General features: G+C 71.7%; 19 protein-coding genes and 1 riboswitch. Of the genes, 7 read left to right on the top strand and 12 right to left on the bottom strand.

Annotated features, from left to right (window positions below; translation table 11 throughout):
* Positions 1-50: 50 nt before the first annotated feature.
* Together ACFVUH_RS35180 and ACFVUH_RS35175 are read right to left on the bottom strand one after the other, a co-directional pair.
* A complete protein-coding gene (locus tag ACFVUH_RS35180) occupies positions 51-608 on the bottom strand; it encodes a Uma2 family endonuclease (protein ID WP_387917612.1) in 558 nt (185 codons plus the stop codon).
* Positions 583-1110 (bottom strand): NUDIX hydrolase, encoded by a 528-nt coding sequence (locus ACFVUH_RS35175; protein WP_387917625.1) that lies wholly within the window; start codon positions 1108-1110, stop codon positions 583-585. Before ACFVUH_RS35175 ends, ACFVUH_RS35180 begins: the two co-directional genes overlap by 26 nt.
* A 17-nt stretch (positions 1111-1127) precedes the next feature.
* Here ACFVUH_RS35175 and ACFVUH_RS35170 point away from each other — a divergent pair, with 17 nt between their 5' ends.
* Complete coding sequence (locus tag ACFVUH_RS35170; RefSeq protein ID WP_387917610.1) at positions 1128-1907, top strand: GntR family transcriptional regulator; 780 nt, start codon at positions 1128-1130, stop codon at positions 1905-1907.
* A 161-nt stretch (positions 1908-2068) separates the two neighbouring features.
* Positions 2069-2509 carry an ATP-binding protein gene (locus tag ACFVUH_RS35165; RefSeq protein WP_387917609.1) on the top strand — a complete coding sequence of 147 codons (441 nt, stop codon included), beginning with the start codon at positions 2069-2071 and terminating at the stop codon, positions 2507-2509.
* Positions 2510-2685: 176 nt separating this feature from the next.
* Here ACFVUH_RS35165 and mnmA read toward each other — a convergent pair whose 3' ends face one another.
* Together mnmA and ACFVUH_RS35155 are read right to left on the bottom strand one after the other, a co-directional pair.
* Positions 2686-3825 (bottom strand): tRNA 2-thiouridine(34) synthase MnmA, encoded by a 1140-nt coding sequence (mnmA, locus tag ACFVUH_RS35160; protein WP_387917607.1) that lies wholly within the window; start codon positions 3823-3825, stop codon positions 2686-2688.
* Between the two features lie 63 nt (positions 3826-3888).
* Positions 3889-5070: a cysteine desulfurase family protein gene (locus ACFVUH_RS35155; protein WP_387917605.1), complete on the bottom strand. Its 1182-nt coding sequence runs from the start codon at positions 5068-5070 to the stop codon at positions 3889-3891.
* Positions 5071-5242: 172 nt separating this feature from the next.
* Here ACFVUH_RS35155 and ACFVUH_RS35150 point away from each other — a divergent pair, with 172 nt between their 5' ends.
* Positions 5243-5998, top strand: coding sequence for an IclR family transcriptional regulator (locus ACFVUH_RS35150; protein WP_355374548.1), 756 nt, complete (start codon positions 5243-5245; stop codon positions 5996-5998).
* Here ACFVUH_RS35150 and ACFVUH_RS35145 read toward each other — a convergent pair.
* The 8 genes from ACFVUH_RS35145 to ACFVUH_RS35110 all read right to left on the bottom strand — a co-directional run bounded on the left by ACFVUH_RS35145 (position 5934) and on the right by ACFVUH_RS35110 (position 15451).
* Complete coding sequence (locus ACFVUH_RS35145; protein WP_355374551.1) at positions 5934-6593, bottom strand: trimeric intracellular cation channel family protein; 660 nt, start codon at positions 6591-6593, stop codon at positions 5934-5936. The two genes, ACFVUH_RS35150 and ACFVUH_RS35145, sit on opposite strands and share 65 nt — an antisense overlap.
* 190 nt (positions 6594-6783) lie before the next feature.
* Positions 6784-7830, bottom strand: a complete 1047-nt coding sequence (locus ACFVUH_RS35140) for an ABC transporter ATP-binding protein (RefSeq protein WP_387917602.1) — start codon at positions 7828-7830, stop codon at positions 6784-6786.
* A gap of 34 nt (positions 7831-7864) precedes the next feature.
* Complete coding sequence (locus tag ACFVUH_RS35135; protein ID WP_387917601.1) at positions 7865-8935, bottom strand: ABC transporter ATP-binding protein; 1071 nt, start codon at positions 8933-8935, stop codon at positions 7865-7867.
* Positions 8932-9942, bottom strand: a complete 1011-nt coding sequence (locus tag ACFVUH_RS35130) for an ABC transporter permease (protein ID WP_387917599.1) — start codon at positions 9940-9942, stop codon at positions 8932-8934. Before ACFVUH_RS35130 ends, ACFVUH_RS35135 begins: the two co-directional genes overlap by 4 nt.
* Positions 9943-10040: 98 nt before the next feature.
* On the bottom strand, positions 10041-11825 hold the full coding sequence (locus ACFVUH_RS35125) for an ABC transporter substrate-binding protein (protein WP_387917598.1): 1785 nt from the start codon (positions 11823-11825) through the stop codon (positions 10041-10043).
* A gap of 56 nt (positions 11826-11881) precedes the next feature.
* Positions 11882-12871 (bottom strand): ABC transporter permease, encoded by a 990-nt coding sequence (locus ACFVUH_RS35120; RefSeq protein WP_387917597.1) that lies wholly within the window; start codon positions 12869-12871, stop codon positions 11882-11884.
* A 660-nt stretch (positions 12872-13531) separates the two neighbouring features.
* The gene (locus ACFVUH_RS35115) at positions 13532-14473 is read right to left on the bottom strand and encodes an enhanced serine sensitivity protein SseB C-terminal domain-containing protein (RefSeq protein ID WP_387917595.1); all 942 of its coding nucleotides are present in this window, start codon (positions 14471-14473) and stop codon (positions 13532-13534) included.
* Positions 14474-14647: 174 nt separating this feature from the next.
* The gene (locus tag ACFVUH_RS35110; protein WP_355372693.1) at positions 14648-15451 is read right to left on the bottom strand and encodes an enhanced serine sensitivity protein SseB; all 804 of its coding nucleotides are present in this window, start codon (positions 15449-15451) and stop codon (positions 14648-14650) included.
* A 178-nt stretch (positions 15452-15629) separates the two neighbouring features.
* Positions 15630-15736: riboswitch (glycine riboswitch) on the top strand.
* A 220-nt stretch (positions 15737-15956) separates the two neighbouring features.
* On the opposite strand from ACFVUH_RS35110, the gene gcvT reads away from it, so the two are divergent.
* From gcvT to ACFVUH_RS35090, 4 genes are all read left to right on the top strand, one after another.
* Positions 15957-17078, top strand: coding sequence for a glycine cleavage system aminomethyltransferase GcvT (gcvT, locus tag ACFVUH_RS35105; protein ID WP_355372696.1), 1122 nt, complete (start codon positions 15957-15959; stop codon positions 17076-17078).
* Positions 17079-17177: 99 nt separating this feature from the next.
* Positions 17178-17561, top strand: coding sequence for a glycine cleavage system protein GcvH (gene gcvH, locus ACFVUH_RS35100; protein ID WP_355372699.1), 384 nt, complete (start codon positions 17178-17180; stop codon positions 17559-17561).
* A gap of 83 nt (positions 17562-17644) precedes the next feature.
* Positions 17645-18913, top strand: a complete 1269-nt coding sequence (gene glyA, locus ACFVUH_RS35095; protein ID WP_355372702.1) for a serine hydroxymethyltransferase — start codon at positions 17645-17647, stop codon at positions 18911-18913.
* Between the two features lie 198 nt (positions 18914-19111).
* Positions 19112-20479, top strand: coding sequence for an L-serine ammonia-lyase (locus ACFVUH_RS35090; protein WP_387917592.1), 1368 nt, complete (start codon positions 19112-19114; stop codon positions 20477-20479).
* Positions 20480-20523 lie beyond the last annotated feature (44 nt).

The raw sequence follows: 20523 nt of genomic DNA, 5'->3' as shown, positions 1-20523 counted from the left end.
TGGAATCCGGTCTATCACGCCCTGGCGCCCTCCTTCACCACCTTTGTTCCTCAGCCCTTGTACGGCACGAGCGCCTCCAGGCTCAGCACGAAGCCGAAGGGTTCCGGGATGTGGATCTCGTCGCCGAACTTCCGGTCGCTGCGGGTGTGGTACCGGTCGTGGTCGGGCTCGGAGAACAGCGTCACGGTCTGCTCGCGCGGGTCCACGATCAGGTAGAGCGGGATGCGCATCACGGCGTAGTCGTGCAGCTTGTCCATCCAGTCGTTGCCCGGGTTGGACGGCGAGACGACCTCCACCGCGATCAGCGCCTCGGCGGCGGGGGCGCGATTGCCCGACTCGGAGAGGACCTCCACCGGTAGGTAGGTCAGATCGGGCTCGCGCCCCTTGGAGACGTCCGGGCTGACGATCTCGCTGCGTTCACTGGGGAGGTAGCCGTCCGGGGCATGCCGCTCGAACTGCCTGCGTACCTGGGCGATGTTGAGCTGATGGATGTTCGACGGCGACGCCTGCATGATCAGGGTGTCCCCGGACCACTCGATCCGGACGCCCTCCGGGGCGATCCGCTCCAGCTCCTCGATGAAATCACGGTGCTGCTCGTAGAAGCTCATGCCGTCCCTCCGGGTCTTCAGGCGCATCCGACGACGACCAGCCAAGCAGATGCCGACCGTCATGGGTCCGCACGGCCGGTTCGGCGCCGTCCCGGAGAGCGTCCAGGATGCGCACCGCGTACACCTCGGCCATGCGGTCGCAGACCTCGCCCGGCGTGAGCCAGTCGACGGCGGTCGACTCCTCCGAGAGCCGCTCGCTGCCGCTCTCCGGGCGGCAGCGGAACACCAGGGCGACGATTCCGCGGCTCACGTTCTTGTAGACGCCGGTCAGCCGCTCCACGCCGGCCTTGATCCCGGTCTCCTCGAACACCTCCCGCCGCACGCCGTCCTCCACGGCCTCCGTCAGCTCCAGCACCCCGCCCGGCGGCTCCCACGCCCCGTTGTCGGCCCGCCGGATCGCCAGCACCCGGCCGTCCTCCCGCACCACCACCCCTGCGACGGACACCGAGTGGAGCGGCGTTGACTCGGACTTCCCGGCGCTGTTACTCATGTGCAGGAGAATAGGAGCCTTGAAGGACTATGGCGAATGGTGACGTGGCCTCGGCGGCCACAGCGAAGTACTTGCAGATCGCGGCCGATCTCGCCGCGCAGATCACATCGGGAGTGCTTGCGCCCGGCGCGACCGTGCCCAGCGAAGCCGAACTCATGCAGCGGTACGGAGTGGCGTCCGGGACAGTGCGCAAGGCCATCGCAGAGCTTCGAACGGCCCAGCTGATCGAGACGCACCACGGCCGCGGCTCCTTCGTCCGCTCCCGCCCACCGGTTCAGCGCAAGTCCGCGGACCGCTTCCGCCGCACCCACCGCAATGCCGGCAAGGCCGCCTACCTCGCCGAGGCGGAGGCGTCGGGCGGTGTCCCGTCCGTGGCAGTGCTGTTCGTGGGCCCCACACCGGCACCGCCGGAGATCGCCGAGCGCCTCGACCTTCCCGTCGGCACCCAGGTACTGGCCCGCAAGCGCCGGTACTTCCGGGACGGCGTCCCGACGGAGGAAGCCACCTCCTACCTCCCGTGGGACGTGGCCAAGGACATCCCGGAGGTCTTCGCCGAGAATCCCGGCGGTGGCGGCATCTATGCGCGCCTCGAAGAACACGGGTACTCCCTCGCCGAGTTCACCGAGTCCGTGCGGGCCCGTCTCGCGACCAGGCCCGAGGCCAAGGCCCTCGCCCTGAGCCCGGGCGCGCCGGTGATCCACCTGGTGCGCGACGCCATCTCCACGGACGGGCGAGTGGTGGAGGTGTGCGACACCGTCATGGCCGCCGACCAGTTCGTCCTCGACTACCGCTTCCCCGCGCGGGACTGAGGAGCAATCGGCTCCGGCAACCTGTCGCGGGACTCTCCCGCGACAGGTTGACTCATGTACAGGAGTCGGGCACTCTTCTGCCATGCACTCATGTACATGAGTGCATGGCAGAGCCTCATCTAGAGGAGATGGCCTGCGAGGGCCTGCACCTTGGAGTTCTCATGCAGCACGTCCTGTTGGAGACTCAGGCGTCTTCCGATGCCTCCCCGACCTCACTCCCGGCACCGGCCGAAGTGCTGTTGCCCTATCTCCCGGAAGCGGCCGGCCAGGCGCGCCGGTTCCTCCGAACGACGCTCACGGGGTGGGGGTTGGACGGGTTGGTCGACGCGGCCGCGCTGGTCGGCAGCGAGTTGGTCACCAATGCCGCGAAGACCGGATGCCGGCAACAGATGACGGTCGCGGTCCGGCAGCTCTCGCGGACGACCCTGCGGATCACAGTGCGCGACGGCTCGTGTGTTCTTCCGGTCCTGATTCGCGCCTCCCCGGAGGAGGAGTGCCACCGCGGCCTGGCCCTGGTGGATCGCCTGACCGACGGTCGCTGGGGCGTGACCCTCGAACCGGCCGGGAAGGTCGTCCACGCCGACCTGACGATCACCCGGTGAAGCCGTCGGATGACGACCCCGACACCGATTCCGTCCGGGTCTGGGCCGCGTACGGGGTTTCAGTGGCGGCCGCTCTCCACGTCCTCGCTGCGGCTCTGGTGCTGATCAACCGCTCTCGCTGAATGCCGCCCGCGCCGCCGGGCCGGCGGCGCGGGCGGTGCCGGCCGAGTCCGGGCTCAGACGGTGACGGCCGGGCGCCGGGTGGTGGCGATGGTGGCGGAGCCGACGACGCGGGTGCCGTCGTAGAGCACCACGGCCTGGCCGGGGGCGATGCCGCGGGCCGGGGTGTCGAGGGCGACGTGGAGGGTGCCGTCGACGACCGAGGCGTCCACCGGGACCTCCTCGCCGTGGGCGCGCAGCTGGGCGGTGTAGCGGCCGTCGGCCAGCGGCTCGGTGCCGCACCAGCGGGGGCGGACGGCGGTCAGGCCGGTGACGTCCAGGCCCTCGACCGGGCCGACCGTCACGGTGTTGTTCACCGGGGAGATGTCGAGCACGTACCGCGGCTTGCCGTCCGCGGCCGGGCGGCCGATCCGCAGTCCCTTGCGCTGGCCGATGGTGAAGCCGTACGCGCCGTCGTGCTCGCCGAGCTTGGTGCCGTCGACGTCCAGGATATCGCCGGTGGCGGTGCCGAGGTGCTGGGCCAGGAAGCCCTGGGTGTCGCCGTCCGCGATGAAGCAGATGTCGTGGCTGTCCGGCTTCTTGGCGACGGCCAGACCGCGCCGCCCGGCCTCCTCGCGGATGACGTCCTTGGTGGTGTCGCCGAGCGGGAAGAGCGAGTGGGCGAGCTGCTCGGCGTCGAGCACGCCGAGCACGTAGGACTGGTCCTTGGCGGCGTCGACGGCGCGGTGCAGCTCGCGCGAGCCGTCCGGGAGGTCGACGATCCGGGCGTAGTGGCCGGTGCAGACGGCGTCGAAGCCCAGCGCGATCGCCTTGTCCAGCAGCGCGGCGAACTTGATCTTCTCGTTGCAGCGCAGGCACGGGTTGGGGGTGCGGCCGGCCGCGTACTCGGCGACGAAGTCGTCGATGACGTCCTCGCGGAAGCGCTCGGCGAGGTCCCAGACGTAGAACGGGATGCCGATCACGTCGGCGGCGCGGCGCGCGTCCCGGGAGTCCTCGATGGTGCAGCAGCCGCGCGCACCGGTCCGGAAGGACTGCGGGTTGCTGGAGAGCGCCAGGTGCACGCCGGTCACCTCGTGCCCGGCCTCGACGGCGCGGGCGGCGGCGACGGCGGAGTCCACCCCGCCGGACATCGCCGCGAGCACACGCAGGCGGCCGGTGGCGGACGGAGCGGTCGGGGCACCCGGGAAGTCAGTCATGATGAGTCCAAGCGTACGTGGTGCCGCCCGGCATTCCGCCGGGGTTTCCCCGCCGCCCGGACCCTAGCGCCGGACGGCGGCGAGACCCGCGTTGCGGGCGCGCTGGACGGCCGGCGCGATGGCCTCGGTGAGGGCGGTGACATCGGCCCGGGTGGAGGTGTGGCCGAGCGAGAAGCGCAGCGAGGCGCGGGCCAGCAGCGGGTCGACGCCCATCGCCAGCAGCACGTGGCTGGGCTGCGGGACGCCGGCCGAGCAGGCCGAGCCGGTGGAGCACTCGATGCCCTGGGCGTCGAGCAGCATCAGCAGGGCGTCGCCCTCGCAGCCGGGGAAGGAGAAGTGCGCGTTGGCGGGCAGCCGCCCCTCCACCACCGGGTCGCCGTTGAGCACCGCGTCCGGGACGGCGGCCAGCACCGCCGCGACCAGCTCGTCGCGCAGCGCGCCCAGCGTGACGGCGTGCTCCGCGCGCCGCTCGACGGCGACGGCCGCCGCGGCGGCGAAGCCGGCGGCGCCGGGCGCGTCCAGGGTGCCGGAGCGCACGTCGCGCTCCTGGCCGCCGCCGTGCAGCAGCGGGACCGGCGCCGCGCCGCGCGACAGCAGCAGGGCGCCGATGCCGAACGGGCCGCCGATCTTGTGACCGGTGACGGTGAGCGCGGTGAGTCCGGAGTCGGCGAAGGAGACCGGGACCTGACCGAGCGCCTGCACCGCGTCGGCGTGCATCGGGATGCCGTACTCGGCGGCCACCGCGGCGAGTTCGGCGACCGGCTGGACCGTGCCGACCTCGTTGTTGGCCCACATCACGGTGACCAGCGCGACCGAGGCCGGGTCGCGCTCGATCGCCTCGCGCAGCGCCGTCGGGTGGACCCGGCCGAGCGCGTCCACCGGCAGGTAGTCGACGGTGGCGCCCTCGTGCTCGGCGAGCCAGTGCACCGCGTCCAGCACCGCGTGGTGCTCGACCGGGCTGCACAGCACCCGGGTACGGGCCGGGTCGGCTCCGCGGCGGGCCCAGAACAGGCCCTTGACCGCCAGGTTGTCGGACTCGGTGCCGCCACCGGTGAGGATGATCTCGCTGGGCCGGGCGCCGAGCGATTCGGCCAGCGACTCGCGGGCCTCCTCGACCACCCGGCGGGCCCGACGGCCGGCCGCGTGCAGGGAGGAAGCGTTGCCGACGACCCCCAGGTGCGCCGACATCGCGGCGATCGCCTCGGGCAGCATCGGCGTGGTCGCCGCATGGTCCAGGTATGGCATAACCATCCGATTGTAGAGGCCCCCCGGCTCGCACCGGACCGATCAGGCCACCGGACGCCGCGCACCGCGGCGCTGCCCGTCCGGGCAACCCGGTACGGGGCGCGGCCCACGAGCGGCTAGCCTGACGGCCACCACCACGCGGCCGGACCGGAACCAGGACTCAGGGGGCGGAATGTCGCAGTCGGTCGATCGCGCCCTGACCCTGCTCGGCTCCCTCGGCGACGGCCCGGCCACCCTGGAACAGGCCGCCACCTCGATCGGCGTGCACAAGTCCACCGCGCTGCGCCTGCTGCGCACGCTGGAGGAGCACGGATTCGTCCACCGGCTGTCCGACCGGCGCTACCGGGTGGGCGGCCGGGTGCTGTCGCTGGCGCAGCGGGCGCTGCAGGAGATCGACGTCCGGCAGGTCGCCGCGCCGTACCTGGCCTCGCTGCACGAGCGCTTCGGCTGCACGGTGCAGTTGGCGGTGCTGCAGGACGACGAGGTGCTGTACCTGGACGAGCTGGCCGGGCGGTGGAGCGGCGCGGCGGGCCGGCCGACCCGGATCGGGCGGCGGGCGCCGGCCGCCGGGACGGCGATCGGCCGGGTGCTGCTGGCCGGGCTGCCGCAGGACGGCCGGGCGGAGGAGGAGCTGTCGGCCGATCTGGCGGCGGTGCGCCGGCGGGGCTGGGCGGCGGAGTCGGCCGAGCACCCGGAGGCGGGGACCTGCGTGGCGGCGCCGGTGGCGGGCAGTGACCGGCGGGCGGTCGCGGCCTGCGCCCTCTCGGCGCCGACCGACCGGGTGTCGCCGGCCGAGCTGGTGAAGCTGGTGCCCGAGCTGCTCTGCACGGCGGAGGCGATCTCGCTGGCGTACGGCGGCTCGCCTACTCCTCGCTGGTGCGAGAACCGTTGCGGTGCCAGGCCCGTGGTGCGCGCCAGCCGTACTTGAGGGCGAGCATCCGCAGGCCGAACGCGGTGAGCGCGGCGGCGGTGCCGGTGACGGCGGTGAGGCCGTCGAGGGCGATCAGGACGGCGACCAGCGCGGCACCGACCAGGGCGGGCACGGCGTAGATCTCGCGGTCCCAGCGCAGCAGCGAGGGGATCTCGCCGGCCAGGACGTCGCGCATGACGCCGCCACCGGCCGCGGTCACCATGCCGAGGGCGACGGAGGGGACGGCGCCGAGGCCGAAGTCGTGGGCCTTGGCGGTGCCGGTGACGCAGAACAGGCCGAGGCCGAGCGCGTCGAGGGTCTGCACGGCGCGGTTGATCCGTTCGACCTCGGGGTGCAGGAAGAAGACGACCACGGCGGCGATCAGCGGATCGACGAAGTAGCCCAGATTGGTGAAGGCGGCGACCGGGGTGGCCCCGATGACGAGGTCGCGCATGACGCCGCCGCCGAGCGCGGTGACCTCGGCGAGCACACAGATGCCGAAGATGTCCATGTTCCTGCGGACGGCGAGCAGCCCGCCGGAGAGGGCGAAGACGAAGATGCCGACGAGGTCCAGCGACTGCTGCACGTCGGAGGGGAAGATCTGCGAGGTCACCGCACCAGTGTGACCCGGCCGAGCCTCCCCTCCGATCGGACGGTCACGCGGAGGCGGGCGCCTTGTCCCCGGAGGCACCCTCGGGGCTGTGCCAGCCGTTCCCCTCGCCGCCCTCGGGGCCGTGCCAGCCGTTCCCCTCGCCGCCCTCGGGGCTGTGCCAGCCGTTCCCCTCGCCGCCCTCGGGGCTGTACTAGCTGTTCCCCTCGCCGCCCTCGGGGAAGTGACAGGCCACCTGGTGCCCCGCCGTCGCCGCGGTGAGCGGCGGCTCCTGGCTCGCGCAGATCTCCTGGGCCTTCCAGCAGCGGGTGCGGAAGCGGCAGCCGCTGGGCGGGTTGATCGGCGAGGGCACGTCGCCCTTGAGTAGGATCCGCTCCCGCCCGGCGCGCTGCCGGCGGCGCGGGTCGGGCACCGGCACGGCGGACATCAGCGCGGTGGTGTAGGGGTGCCTCGGGCTGCGGTAGAGCGAGTCCCGGTCGGCGATCTCGACGATCTTGCCGAGGTACATCACCGCGACCCGGTCGGAGACGTGCCGGACCACCGAGAGGTCGTGCGCGATGATCAGGTAGGTCAGCCCGAGCTCCCGCTGGAGGTCGTCGAGCAGGTTGACCACCTGGGCCTGGATGGAGACGTCCAGGGCGGAGACCGGCTCGTCCGCGACGATCATCTTGGGCCGCAGGGCGAGCGCCCGGGCGATGCCGATGCGCTGGCGCTGCCCGCCGGAGAACTCGTGCGGGTAGCGGTTGTAGTGCTCGGGGCTGAGCCCGCACAGCTCCAGCAGTTCCTGGACGGCCTTCTTGATCCCGCCCTCGGGCGCGGCGTTCTGCAGCTTGAACGGCGCGCCGACGATGGTGCCGACGGTGTGCCGGGGGTTCAGCGAGGAGTACGGGTCCTGGAAGATCATCTGGATGTCGCGGCGCAGCGGCCGCATCGCCCCGACGCCCAGGTGGGTGATGTCGACGCCCTCGAACTCGACCGTGCCGCCGGTGGGCTCGTCGAGCCGGGTGACCAGCCGGCCCATCGTCGACTTGCCGCAGCCGGACTCGCCGACGACGCCCAGGGTCTCACCGGCGTGGACGGTGAAGTCGATGCCGTCGACCGCCCGGACGGCGCCGGTCTGACGCCGCAGCAGGCCGCTGTGGATCGGGAAGTGCCGGGTCAGCCCGGTCACCTCGAGCAGCGGCCGCCGGTCCGGGGCGGGCGTCTGCGAGGGGATGCTCGCCGCCTGAGTGTCCGTCATCGGTTCTCTCCAGAAAGGTGGTACGAGGCCGGGCTCACAGCCGGGGCGCGATCTCTTCGGCGAAGATGCGGTGCCGCTCGGCGAGCGCGAGGTGACAGGCGGCGTGGTGTCCGGGCGCGACCTCGGTGAGCTTCGGGGTCTCCTCGGTGGAGCGCCCGCCGGTCAGCTCCGCGTAGGGGCAGCGCGGGTGGAAGGCGCAGCCGGACGGCACGTTGATCAGGCTGGGCGGGGTGCCCTTGACCGGGACGAGGCGGTCCTGCAGCTCGCGGTCCAGGCGCGGCATCGAGCCCAGCAGGCCCCAGGTGTAGGGGTGTTCGGGCGCGTCGAAGAGGGTCTCGGCCGGGCCGCGCTCGACGCACCTGCCGCCGTACATGACGAGGATGTCGTCGGCCAGCTCGGCGACCACCCCGAGGTCGTGGGTGATGATGATGACGGCCGAGCCGAACTCCTCCTGGAGGTCCCGGATGAGGTCCAGGATCTGCGCCTGGACGGTGACGTCCAGGGCGGTGGTGGGCTCGTCGGCGATCAGCAGCGACGGGTCGTTGACCAGCGCCATGGCGATCATGGCGCGCTGGCGCATGCCGCCGGAGAACTGGTGCGGGTAGTCGTCGACCCGGCGGTCGGGCTGCGGGATGCCGACCCGGTCGAGCATCTCGACGGCCCGGGCGCGGGCCTGCCGCTTGCTCGCCTGCGGGTGGTGCACCCGGTAGGCCTCGACGATCTGCTGCCCCACCGTGTAGTAGGGGTGCATCGCGGTGAGCGGGTCCTGGAAGATCATCGCCATCTTCTTGCCGCGCAGTTCGCGGACCCGGTCGGGTCCGGCCGCGATGAGGTCCTCGCCGTCGAGCCGGATCTCGCCGGTGATCCGGGCCCGCTTGGAGCGGTGCAGGCCCATGATGCCCAGCGAGGTGACGGACTTGCCGGAGCCGGACTCGCCGACGATGCCGAGGGTACGGCCCTTGGCGAGGTCGAAGCTCACCCCGTCGACGGAGCGGACCAGGCCGTCGTCGGTGTCGAAGTGGATCCGCAGGTCCCGCACCGAGAGGAAGGCCTCCTCGCCGCCCGGGGCGGCCGCGCGGGCCGGGGTCTTCTGGAGCTCGGTCACGACAGCCTCACCCGGGGGTCGACAGCGGCGTACAGGAGGTCAACCACGAGGTTGCAGAGGACGATGAAGAAGGCGGCCAGCAGGGTGACGCCGAGGATCTTCGGCAGGTCGTTGTCGGTGATCGCCTGGACGGCGAACTGGCCGACGCCCTGGAGCGAGAAGACCTGCTCGGTGATCAGCGCGCCGCCGAGCAGCAGGCCGAGGTCCATGCCGAAGATGGTGACGATCGGGGTGAGCGCGGCGCGCAGCCCGTGCCGGGTGACGACCTTGGACTCGACCAGGCCCTTGGCCCGGGCGGTGCGGATGTAGTCCTCGCTCATGGTCTCCAGCATTCCGGCGCGGGTGAGCCGGGCGTAGAGCGCGGAGTAGAGGAAGGCCAGCGAGATCCACGGGAGGATCAGGTTGCGGGCCCACATCAGCGGGTTGTCGGTGAAGTTGGTGTACTCGAGGTTGTCGAGGATCGGCCACTCGTAGCTGAACACGGTGAGCAGCAGCGCGCCGGTGAAGAAGACCGGCAGCGAGACGCCGGCGAGCGCGATGCCCATCGAGATCCGGTCGAAGATCGAGCGCGGCTTGAGCGCGGAGACGACGCCGGTGGCGACGCCGGAGACCAGCCAGAGCACCGCGGCGCCGATGGCCAGCGAGAGGGTGACCGGGATCCGCTTGGACAGCTCGGGCCAGACCTCGAGGTGGTTCTTGAAGGAGTAGCCGAAGCAGGGCACGTGGCAGGTGGCCGGTTCCGGACCGAAGGTGTACTCGGCTCCGGTGACCAGCGCCTTGAGGAAGTTCCAGTACTGCGTGTACAGCGGCTGGTCGAGGCCGAGGTTCTGCTTGACCGCCTGGACCGCCTCGGGCGAGGGGTTCTTCCCGATGTACTGGGTGGCCAGCTGGTCGACCGTCTCGCCGGCGAGACGCGGGAGCAGGAAGAAGATCGCGAAGGTGACGGCGCTGACGACCAGCAGCAGCAGCACGGCCGCGAAGATCCTGCGGATGATGTAGGCAAACACAGTTGGTCGGCTCCGGCCGCCCGCCGCCGTCCGGGATCCTCCGGACGGCGGCGGGCGCCGCTGCCTTCACCTGCCTTCAGGGATGCGGAGCCAGGCTCTTACTTGGTGGTGCCGATGTTCAGGTAGTCGTACTCACCCGAGAAGGCCGGCGTGGACGCGAGGTTGGTGGCGTTGTCCGGGCGGTACAGGAAGACCTTGAAGTAGGTCAGCGGGACGTAGACCGCCTGGTCCATGACCTTCTTGTCGATGTCGCCGTAGATCTTCTCGCGGGCCGCCTTGTCCGGGTTGGTCGCGGCGTCGTCGAGCAGCTTGTTGACCGCGGCGTCGTTCAGCGAGGCCAGGTTGCTGTTGCCGGAGGCCTTGATCGCGCGGCCGTCGACGATCTGCTGCAGGAAGCCGTAGCCGGTCGGCCAGTCGGCGCCCCACTGCATCATCATCAGGCCGATGTTGTGCTCCTTGGCGAACGCCGGGGCGCCCGCGCTGTCGGCCAGGTACTTGCCCTGCGGGTACTGCTGGATCTCGGCGCTGATGCCGACCTTCTTCAGCGCGGCCTGGATCGAGGTCGCGGCGGCGACCTCGGTGGCGCGCTCGGTGCGGGCGGACAGCACGGTGCTGAAGCCACCGTCCTTGCCGCAGGCCTTCAGGGCCTCCTTGGCCTTGGCCTCGTCGCCCTTGTTGTCCTTGGTCTCCCAGACGTTGAAGTCCTGGTGGCCCGGGATGTCCGGCGGGAGCACGGTGTTGGCGACCTGGCCGCGGATCGGGCCGCCGAGCGAGGTCTGCACGGAGACCTTGTCGACCGCGTACTGCACGGCCTTGCGGCACTCGATGTTGTCGAACGGCGCGACGTCGGTGTTGATCGCCATGTAGACCAGGCGGCCGCCGTAGGCGTTGTCGGTGCTCGCCTTGAGCTTCGGGTTCTGCAGGATCTGCGCCTGGGTCTGCGGGTCGACGCCGCCGCCCACCAGGTCGACCTGGGCGTTGCCGGCCAGCAGGTCCTTGTCGATGGTGGCCTGGTCGATGTTCATCTTGAGCACGATCTTGTCCGGCAGCTGCTTCCGGATCGGGTCGGTGCTCTGGTCCCAGTTGGTGTTCGGGACCAGGACGGCCTGCTTGCCGTCCTCGTAGGACTCGAACTTGAAGGAGCCCGAGGAGACGATCTTCTTGACGTAGTCGGCGCCGGTGTCCTTGGCCTGCGGGACCGGGACCGTCTGCGGGGCGCTGACCAGGTAGTCGAAGTCGGCGAAGGCGTGCTTCAGGTGGAAGACGATCGTGGTGTCGTCGGGCGTCTCGATCGACTTGAGGTCGCCGGTCTTGTCCTTGTACGGACCCGCGTACGGCGTCTCGTTGTCGACCAGCAGCTCCTTGAAGTACGTCGGACCGTTGGAGGCCACGTCCGGCGCGAAGTTGGAGCGCTCGACGGCGTACTTGACGTCCTTCGAGGTGATCGGGGTGCCGTCGTCGAACTTCAGGCCCTTGCGCAGCTTGTACGTCCAGGTGAGGCCGTCCGCGCTGACCTGGCCGAGCGACTCGGCGAGGTCCGGGACGAGCTTGTTGCCCGCCTCGCCGGCGCCCGGCTGGAAGGTGGTGAGCGGACGCCCGTACAGACGCGAGAAGTTGTAGATGTAGGCGTAGTACGTGTTGCCCGGGTCGAGCGAGTCCGGGGTGCCCTTCATCTCGAAGGTGACCGTCCCGCCCTTCTTGTCCGAGGCGTTGACGATGTTCTTGGTGGCCGCGTTGGCCCCGGAGCCGCCGGCGGCCTCGGTGCCGGTGGCGGCGGAGGTGGACTTGGTGTCGTCGCTCTTCTTGCTCGACGAGCAGCCGGTGACGACCAGGACCGCGGCGGCGGCCATGGCGGTCAGCGCGACGGTGCGGGACCTACGCATGGGTGAGATCAACCCCTTGAGGAAGTGATGGCTGAACGAGGGATCCTGACGTGTGGTCAGTTGCTCTTGGGATCGAGGGCGTCACGCAGCCCGTCGCCGAGCAGGTTGAAGGCGAGCACGGTGATGAAGATCGCCAGACCGGGGACCACCATGTACTGGGGGTCCACCTGGTAGTACCGGATCGCGTCCTGGAGCATCCCGCCCCAGGAGGCCTGCGGAGGCTGGATGCCGACGCCGAGGAAGCTCAGACCGGCCTCGAAGAGGATGTTGGTCGGGATCAGCAGGGTCGCGTAGACCAGGATCTGGCCGACCAGGTTGGGCAGCAGCTCCTTGAACAGGATGAACGGGCCCCGGGCGCCCAGACTGCGGGCCGCGTGGACGAACTCGCGCTCGCGCAGCGAGAGGGTCTGTGCGCGCACGATGCGGCCGATGTAGGGCCAGTTGAAGAAGCCGATCACGAAGACCAGCACCACGATGTGCAGCGGCAGGCCGTGCAGACCGAACGCGCCGCCCTGCAGCGAGGTGGAGATCGCGATGGCGAAGAGCAGCAGCGGGAAGGCGAGGAAGACGTCCATCACCCGGCTGATCGCGGCGTCCACCCAGCCGCCGTAGTAGCCGGCCATGACGCCGAGCACGGTGCCGATGGTGTTGGACAGCACGGTCGCCCCGAAGGCGACCAGCAGGGAGACCCAGGAGCCCTCGATCACACGGGTCAGCAGGTCACGGCCCTGCAGCGGGTCGACGCCGAGGGGGTGGTCCCAGCTCATGCCGCCCCAGTCACCCAGCGGGAGGCCACCGAGGTCGGCGTCCAGCAGGTCCTGGTTGAGGGCGTCGGGGTCCAGGCCGAAGATCGACTCGATCGGCTTGGCGAGCACGGCGAGCAGGATCAGCAGGATCACCACGACACCGCCGGCGACGGCGGCCTTGTCCCGCTTGAAGCGGGTCCAGGCGATCCGGCCGAGCGAGCGGCCCTCGATCTTCTTGGCCGGGCTCGCGGCGGCGTCTGCCTCCGGTGCGTTGCCGGCGGTCTTGATGGGTGCGGTCATGGTCAGTTCGGTCCCCTCGCCGACGGTGGCCGGCCCACGGGTGCCGGACGCCGGGATCGGCGGCTCGGCTGGTGCGGACGTGCTTGGGTGCGGAGGTGCGGGAGTACGGGTGGGGTGCTTCCCCAGCGGTACGACGTGCTCAGTGCTGCTGCCACGCGGGATGGGCGTCACGTGGATCATGCGGTCCGCCAGCGCGTTCGCCTTTGTGGGACGCCAACCACGCGCTGTGGGCTGTTGCAGAACTCTCTGCCATCCGAACTGGCTTGCGCCAGCCCTGCCAACCGACAGATGCCCAACTGTGATCTGTGCGCATGCACCTCCCCGATCTTCGGCATAGCCCTCTTCACACAGCTGTAACAGCCATGTCAAGATGTCTGCCACCCACTTCACCGGGAACGTCCGGAAAAGCACCGAGACCGGCCTGACACTGTGTCAAGCCGGCCTCAGGGACGGGTGTTGAGCGCGCCCGGGACGGTCCGGGAGAAGGCGGAGAGGGCCTAGGGCCTCTCTTTCGGATCACGTCGGACAAGCGGGCGTCGTTGGAGTGCGTGCATCGGCGGCACGGAGGAGGGAGTCCATGCGGAGCATCGGCGACCGACGACAAGCCGGCGAGGTGCGTGCTCCGGCGGCGACCGCCCGGCGTGATCCGAAAGAGAGGCCCTAGCGACCGGGGTAGCCGGGCCACGGCTGCTGCGGCGGCTGCTGCCCCGGCCAGCCCTGCGCCGGCGGATGCGTGCCGTAGCCGAAGCCGTGCCCCTGGGCCGGCCCCTGCTGCGCGGTGTACGGCGGCGGCACCGGCGGGTACGGCCCCGTCGCCGGCCGGCCGTGCCCGGCCGCCTCCCGGTCGTAGAACGGGCGCGCGTTGGCCCGCATCCACAGCGCCACCGGGTCGTACTCGTCCGCCATCGCGACCGTCGAGACCGCCAGCCCCTCCGGCGCGACCGCGATCGCCCGCTGCATCAGCGCCCGCACCGCCTCCACCGTGGGCGGCGAACTCTCGTACAGGTCCAGGCCGATCGCCAGGTACGGTTCGCCCACCGACGGCCGCACCCAGGCCCGGCGCAGCGCCCTCACCGCGCGCACCTCGACCGCCTGGCGCTCCAGCAGCGCGAAGAACTGCTGCGCCGGCACCTGCGGCTCGCTCAGCTTCAGCGGCCCGGCCGGCAGCCGGTCCAGGCCCGCGGCGACCCGGCGCAGGTCCGCCCACGGCACGCCCACCCCGCCGCCCGGGGCGTGCGGGTTCAGCCACAGGCCCCACCGGGTCCGGTACAGCGAGGCCGCGATCTCCCGGCCGGAGATCACCTCGTGCGCCCGCGCCCAGCCGGACGCCGCCAGCTGCTCGGGCGAGGTGACGGCCGGCGCGTAGCCGTGGCCGCTGATCTCCATGTTCCCGTACTGGGCGTCCGCGCTGCCCGGCGTGCCGTGCCAGAGCAGCATCCAGACCCGGCCCTCGGCGAGCGCGTGCAGCATCGTCTCGTAGGCCTCGTAGCGCTCCGGCGCCACCTCGCGCAGCGCGCGCTCCAGCGCGCCCGGATCCGGGCGTCCGGTGGGCGCCTGGCCCCAGGGCCCCGGTGCACCGCCAGCTACCGATCCCGCACTCATGCGCCCACCTCGCTGCGCTTCTTCGTTCCTCGTCCGTCACCGGCGGCCCGGCGGCCGTCAGCACGCACCCTATGGGGCGGCCACCGACCGCCGCCACGCCACCGTGCCAGGGTCCGCACCGCCTCCCCGCCCGCACCCCGTCCGACGGCTGCCGGACGGACGGCCGGGGCCGGGTCAGCCCCGCACGTAGAAGGGCGCGACCCGGTTCACCAACCAGTCGACCACCGGATCGTCCGCGAGGTCGAGCAGTACGAGGTGGACGCCTCCGGGAAGCGGTGCGGTTCCCAGTGCGCGGCCCAATCCCTCGTTCACCGCAGCCGGGTCGGCGGGGGCCCCCGGATCCAGCTGGACGCCCACGAACATCACGGTCGGCTCGCCCTCGACGCTCGCCAGCGCCCGCCGGGCGGTCAGCACTCCCGGCAGCGCCGCGAGTTCCGCGCGGCAGGCGGCCAGGAACGCCTCCGGGTCCTCCCCCGGCACCGGCTCGCGCAGCGCCACCCGGCCGCCGCCCGGAGCCTGCACGGCGTCCGGAGCGTCGGCCCAGCGGTCCTCGCGCGGCCCGCGGCGCAGCTCCGCCACGCCCTCCGGCGGCACCGGGATGCCCACCGCCGCCTCGGGGTTGACGGCGATGCCCACGCCCAGCGGCAGACCGCGGGCGAACTCCCACACCGGGGCGACCGCGAACGCCATCCCGGGCGCCTGCTGGACGAACACCTCCTGCGAGGAGAACACCGGGACATAGGGGTCGCCGGCCAGTTCGATCGTCGGCAGGTCCAGCGACTGCCCCTGCGGGCCGCCGCCCGACGGCAGCGGGATCCACACCTGGCTGCGCGCCAGCACCTCGATCACCCGCGGGGTCGCACCGGGGTCGCCGAGCGCGGCGGTGAGCACCTGCTCCAGCTCGTTGGCCGGCCACGCGCCTCCCGGCGGCGCCGACTCGGCCCCGTCCCACCCCTGCTGCTCCACCGGGTACCCCATGCGCCGCCGTACCGTCCTCTGCTCGCCGATGCCCGCAGCCTAGCGTTTCGGCACCCCGCCCCGGGCCGCCAGGCCCGACGTGACGCAACCCCCTCTCCCCTTGTCCCGGCGGACGTGCCATGATGTGCGCGTCTGCGGTGGCATCCACCCAGGCCCCGCCAACTCCATACCGGCCGCTCGAACCCGCGCGGGAGAGTCCGGAGTGCCCCGTCCAGGCGGCACAGCCGGCGCCGAAGGAGCAAGTCCTCCCCGGAATCTCTCAGGCACCCCTACCGCACGGGTTAGGCACATCTGGAAAGCGGCGTACGGCCCTGCCGTCCGCCCACCCACGGTGCAAGCCGCCATGCTGTTCCCCTACAGGGCAGTGGACGGTGAAGCTCTCAGGTACGACGACAGATGGGGAGACCCAGCCGCCGCATGCCCGCGCGCAGGGTCCGCCGCCCCCGAGACAGGGCCGGTCCCGGCGCGCGCACCCCTGAGTGCCCCGACCGAGGAGTTCCTGGCCATGTCGTCCCTCCGCCTCACCGCGCTCGACGCGCTGCACCGCGCCCTCGGCGCCACCATGACCGACTTCGCCGGCTGGGACATGCCGCTGCGCTACGGCAGCGAGCGCGAGGAGCACCTCGCCGTCCGCACCAAGGCCGGCCTGTTCGACCTCTCCCACATGGGCGAGATCACCGTCACCGGCCCGCAGGCCGGCGAGATGCTGGACCACGCCCTGGTCGGCTTCGTCTCCGCGCTCGGCGTGCTGCGCGCCCGCTACACCATGATCTGCGCCGAGGACGGCGGCATCCTGGACGACCTGATCGTCTACCGCCTGCGCGAGGACGCCTTCCTGGTCGTCGCCAACGCCTCCAACGCCCAGCTGGTGCTGGACGAGCTGATCGCCCGTGCCAAGGGCTTCAACGCCGTCGTCTCCGACGACCGCGACGCCTACGCGCTGATCGCCGTGCAGGGCCCGGAGTCCACCGGGATCCTGGCCGACACCACCGAGGCCGACCTGCCCGGCCTGAAGTACTACGCGATCCTCCCGGCCCAGGTGGCCGGCCGTGACGTGCTGCTCGCCCGCACCGGCTACACCGGCGAGGACGGCTTCGAGATCTTCTGCAACCCGGGCGACGCCGAGCACATCTGGCAGGCGCTGACCGAGGCCGGCACCGGGCGCGGTCTGATCCCCTGCGGCCTGTCCTGCCGCGACACGCTGCGCCTGGAGGCCGGCATGCCGCTGTACGGCCACGAGCTGTCCACCGACCTGACCCCGTTCGACGCGGGCCTGGGCCGGGTCGTCCGCTTCGACAAGACCACCAACGAGGGCGCCTTCGTCGGCCGCAAGGCCCTGGAGCGGGCCGCCGCCGAGGCCGAGGCCAAGGCGCCGCGGGTGCTGGTCGGCCTGGTCTCCGAGGGCAAGCGCGTGCCGCGCGCCGAGTACACCGTGGTCTCCACCGACGGCGAGGCGATCGGCCGGATCACCTCCGGCGCGCCCTCCCCCACGCTGGAGAAGCCGATCGCGATGGCCTACGTGGACGCGGCCCACGCCGCCCCCGGCACCACCGTCGCGGTGGACGTGCGCGGCAAGCACGAGCCGGTCCAGGTCGTGGCGCTGCCGTTCTACAAGCGCGCCCGCTGACGCCCCTCCCCCACCGGTTTCCCGCTGTTTCCCACGCGAGGCAGGTCCGCGCGCCGGGCCGCTTCGTCGTACCCGCTTCCCATCCTGGAGAATGACGCCATGAGCAACCCCCAGCACCTGCAGTACACCGACGAGCACGAGTGGCTGACCACCTCCGAGGCCGGTGAGGTCGCCACGATCGGCATCACCAAGCACGCCGCCGACGCCCTCGGCGACATCGTGTACGTGCAGCTCCCCGAGGTCGGCGACACCGTGACCGCCGGCGAGACCTGTGGCGAGCTGGAGTCGACCAAGTCGGTCAGCGACCTGTTCTCGCCGGTGACCGGCGAGGTCACCGAGGTCAACGAGGCCGTCTCCGACGACAACAGCCTGGTCAACAGCGAGCCGTTCGAGGGTGGCTGGCTGTTCAAGGTCCGCATCGAGTCGACCGGCAAGCTGCTGACCGCCGACGAGTACACCGCGCTCACCAACCCCTCGGCCTGAGCCACCGCCGGGGCGGCCGTCGCACCACGGCCGCCCCGCTGCCGGCCCCCCTCTGCCCCGCCTCCTCCCGGGAAGACCCCACCATGACGGTTCTGAACCAGTCCCTGCACGCCCTCGACCCGGAGATCGCCGCCGCGGTCGACGCCGAGCTGCACCGCCAGCAGACCACCCTGGAGATGATCGCCTCCGAGAACTTCGCCCCGGTGGCGGTCATGGAGGCCCAGGGCTCGGTGCTGACCAACAAGTACGCCGAGGGCTACCCCGGTCGCCGCTACTACGGCGGCTGCGAGCACGTCGACGTGGTCGAGCAGATCGCGATCGACCGCATCAAGGCGCTGTTCGGCGCCGAGCACGCCAACGTCCAGCCGCACTCCGGCGCGCAGGCCAACGCCGCCGCGATGTTCGCGCTGATCAAGCCGGGCGACACCATCCTGGGCCTGAACCTGGCCCACGGCGGCCACCTGACCCACGGCATGAAGATCAACTTCTCCGGCAAGCTCTACAACGTGGTGCCGTACCACGTGGACGACAAGACCAGCCAGGTCGACATGGCCGAGGTCGAGCGCCTCGCCAAGGAGCACCGCCCGCAGCTGATCATCGCCGGCTGGTCCGCCTACCCGCGCCAGCTCGACTTCGCCGAGTTCCGCCGGATCGCCGACGAGGTCGGCGCGCTGCTGATGGTCGACATGGCGCACTTCGCCGGCCTGGTCGCCGCGGGCCTGCACCCCAACCCGGTGCCGTTCGCGGACGTGGTCACCACCACCACCCACAAGACCCTGGGCGGCCCGCGCGGCGGCGTCATCCTCTCCAAGGCCGAGCACGCCAAGAAGATCAACTCCGCGGTCTTCCCCGGCCAGCAGGGCGGCCCGCTGGAGCACGTCATCGCCGGCAAGGCCGTCGCCTTCAAGGTCGCCGCCTCGGAGGAGTTCAAGGAGCGCCAGCAGCGCACCCTGGACGGCGCCCGGATCCTCGCCGAGCGCCTGCTGCAGGCCGACGTCACCGAGGCCGGCGTCTCCGTGCTGTCCGGCGGCACCGACGTGCACCTCGTCCTGGTCGACCTGCGCAACAGCCGGCTCGACGGCCAGCAGGCCGAGGACCGTCTGCACGAGGTCGGCATCACCGTCAACCGCAACGCCATCCCGAACGACCCGCGCCCGCCGATGGTCACCTCCGGCCTGCGGATCGGCACCCCGGCGCTCGCCACCCGCGGCTTCCAGGCCGAGGACTTCCGCGAGGTCGCCGACATCATCGCCGAGGCCCTGAAGCCGGCCTTCGACGAGGGCACCGCCGAGGCGCTCAAGGCCCGGGTCACCGCCCTGGCCGAGAAGTACCCGCTCTACCCCAACCTGTAGGTCCCGCCGTTCGGCGGCCGGTGACCGGGCTCACCCCGCCCGGACACCGGGGATTCCGGGGCACCGCGCACACTGGAGAGTGCGCGCGGTGCCCCGACCCGTGTCAGCCGCCCGCCCTCGCCCGACCCACCCTCCCGCCACCGCCGTCCTCCCCTCCCTGCCGGCACCACCCACGAGACCAGACAAGGACGTCCCTCCGTGGCCATCAGCGTCTTCGACCTCTTCTCCATCGGCATCGGTCCCTCCAGCTCCCACACCGTCGGGCCGATGCGCGCAGCCCGGATGTTCGCCCGCCGCCTGAAGTCGGAGGGCCTGCTGACCGAGGTGACGGCCGTCCGCGCCGAGCTGTACGGCTCGCTCGGCGCCACCGGCCACGGCCACGGCACCCCGAAGGCGGTGCTGCTGGGCCTGGAGAACGCCTCCCCGCGCACCATCGACGTCGACCAGGCCGACCGCGACGTCGAGCGGATCACCGCCGAGAAGCGGATCCACCTGCTCGGCGTGCACGCCATCGACTTCGACCCCGACACCCAGCTGGTGCTGCACCGGCGCCGCTCGCTGCCGTACCACGCCAACGGCATGACGCTGTGGGCCTTCCGGGCCGACGGCTCGACCGTGCTGGAGAAGACCTACTACTCGGTCGGCGGCGGCTTCGTCGTCGACGAGGACGCGATCGGCGCGGACCGGGTCAAGCCCGACGACACCGCACTGAAGTACCCCTTCCGCACCGGCGAGGAGCTGCTGCGGCTCACCCGGGAGACCGGCCTGTCGATCTCCGGCCTGATGCTGGAGAACGAGAAGGCCTGGCGCACCGAGGAGGAGATCCGCGCCGGCCTGCTGGAGATCTGGCGGGTCATGCAGGAGTGCGTCCGGGCCGGCATGTCCCGCGAGGGCATACTCCCCGGCGGCCTCAAGGTGCGCCGCCGCGCCGCCGCGGCCGCCCGCGCGCTGCGCGCCGAGGGCATCGGCCCGGCCAACGCGATGGAGTGGGTGACCCTCTACGCGATGGCGGTCAACGAGGAGAACGCCTCCGGCCGCCGGGTGGTCACCGCCCCGACCAACGGCGCGGCCGGCATCATCCCCGCCGTCCTGCACTACTACCTGAACTTCATCCCGGGCGCCGACGAGGACGGCATCGTCCGCTTCCTGCTCGCCGCCGGCGCGATCGGCATGCTCTTCAAGGAGAACGCCTCCATCTCCGGCGCCGAGGTCGGCTGCCAGGGCGAGGTCGGCTCCGCCTGCTCGATGGCCGCCGGCGGCCTCGCCGAGGTTCTCGGCGGCAGCCCGGAGCAGGTCGAGAACGCCGCCGAGATCGGCATCGAGCACAACCTCGGCCTCACCTGCGACCCGGTCGGCGGCCTGGTCCAGATCCCCTGCATCGAGCGCAACGGCATGGCGTCGGTCAAGGCCGTCACCGCCGCCCGGATGGCCCTGCGCGGCGACGGCCGCCACCACGTCTCCCTCGACAAGGCGATCAAGACCATGAAGGAGACCGGCGCCGACATGAAGATCAAGTACAAGGAGACCTCGCGCGGCGGCCTCGCCGTCAACGTCATCGAGTGCTGATCCCGCACCCGGGAACGCCCGTGCCCCCGCCCTCCGGCGGGGGC

The sequence above is a fragment of the Kitasatospora sp. NPDC058032 genome (genome assembly GCF_042885845.1).
Taxonomy (GTDB): domain Bacteria; phylum Actinomycetota; class Actinomycetes; order Streptomycetales; family Streptomycetaceae; genus Kitasatospora.
Note: the sequence above shows the minus strand (reverse complement) of the source record. Positions and strands in the feature narration are given on the sequence as shown.

What these genes read in the sequence shown, in the direction of transcription:
- ACFVUH_RS35180 (WP_387917612.1), bottom strand. Translation starts at nt 608, where the DNA reads ATGAGCTTCTACGAGCAGCACCGTGATTTCATCGAGGAGCTGGAGCGG.
- ACFVUH_RS35170 (WP_387917610.1), top strand. Translation starts at nt 1,128, where the DNA reads ATGGCGAATGGTGACGTGGCCTCGGCGGCCACAGCGAAGTACTTGCAG.
- ACFVUH_RS35165 (WP_387917609.1), top strand. Translation starts at nt 2,069, where the DNA reads ATGCAGCACGTCCTGTTGGAGACTCAGGCGTCTTCCGATGCCTCCCCG.
- mnmA (WP_387917607.1), bottom strand. Translation starts at nt 3,825, where the DNA reads ATGACTGACTTCCCGGGTGCCCCGACCGCTCCGTCCGCCACCGGCCGC.
- ACFVUH_RS35155 (WP_387917605.1), bottom strand. Translation starts at nt 5,070, where the DNA reads ATGCCATACCTGGACCATGCGGCGACCACGCCGATGCTGCCCGAGGCG.
- ACFVUH_RS35150 (WP_355374548.1), top strand. Translation starts at nt 5,243, where the DNA reads ATGTCGCAGTCGGTCGATCGCGCCCTGACCCTGCTCGGCTCCCTCGGC.
- ACFVUH_RS35140 (WP_387917602.1), bottom strand. Translation starts at nt 7,830, where the DNA reads ATGACGGACACTCAGGCGGCGAGCATCCCCTCGCAGACGCCCGCCCCG.
- ACFVUH_RS35125 (WP_387917598.1), bottom strand. Translation starts at nt 11,825, where the DNA reads ATGCGTAGGTCCCGCACCGTCGCGCTGACCGCCATGGCCGCCGCCGCG.
- ACFVUH_RS35120 (WP_387917597.1), bottom strand. Translation starts at nt 12,871, where the DNA reads ATGACCGCACCCATCAAGACCGCCGGCAACGCACCGGAGGCAGACGCC.
- ACFVUH_RS35115 (WP_387917595.1), bottom strand. Translation starts at nt 14,473, where the DNA reads ATGAGTGCGGGATCGGTAGCTGGCGGTGCACCGGGGCCCTGGGGCCAG.
- ACFVUH_RS35110 (WP_355372693.1), bottom strand. Translation starts at nt 15,451, where the DNA reads ATGGGGTACCCGGTGGAGCAGCAGGGGTGGGACGGGGCCGAGTCGGCG.
- gcvT (WP_355372696.1), top strand. Translation starts at nt 15,957, where the DNA reads ATGTCGTCCCTCCGCCTCACCGCGCTCGACGCGCTGCACCGCGCCCTC.
- gcvH (WP_355372699.1), top strand. Translation starts at nt 17,178, where the DNA reads ATGAGCAACCCCCAGCACCTGCAGTACACCGACGAGCACGAGTGGCTG.
- glyA (WP_355372702.1), top strand. Translation starts at nt 17,645, where the DNA reads ATGACGGTTCTGAACCAGTCCCTGCACGCCCTCGACCCGGAGATCGCC.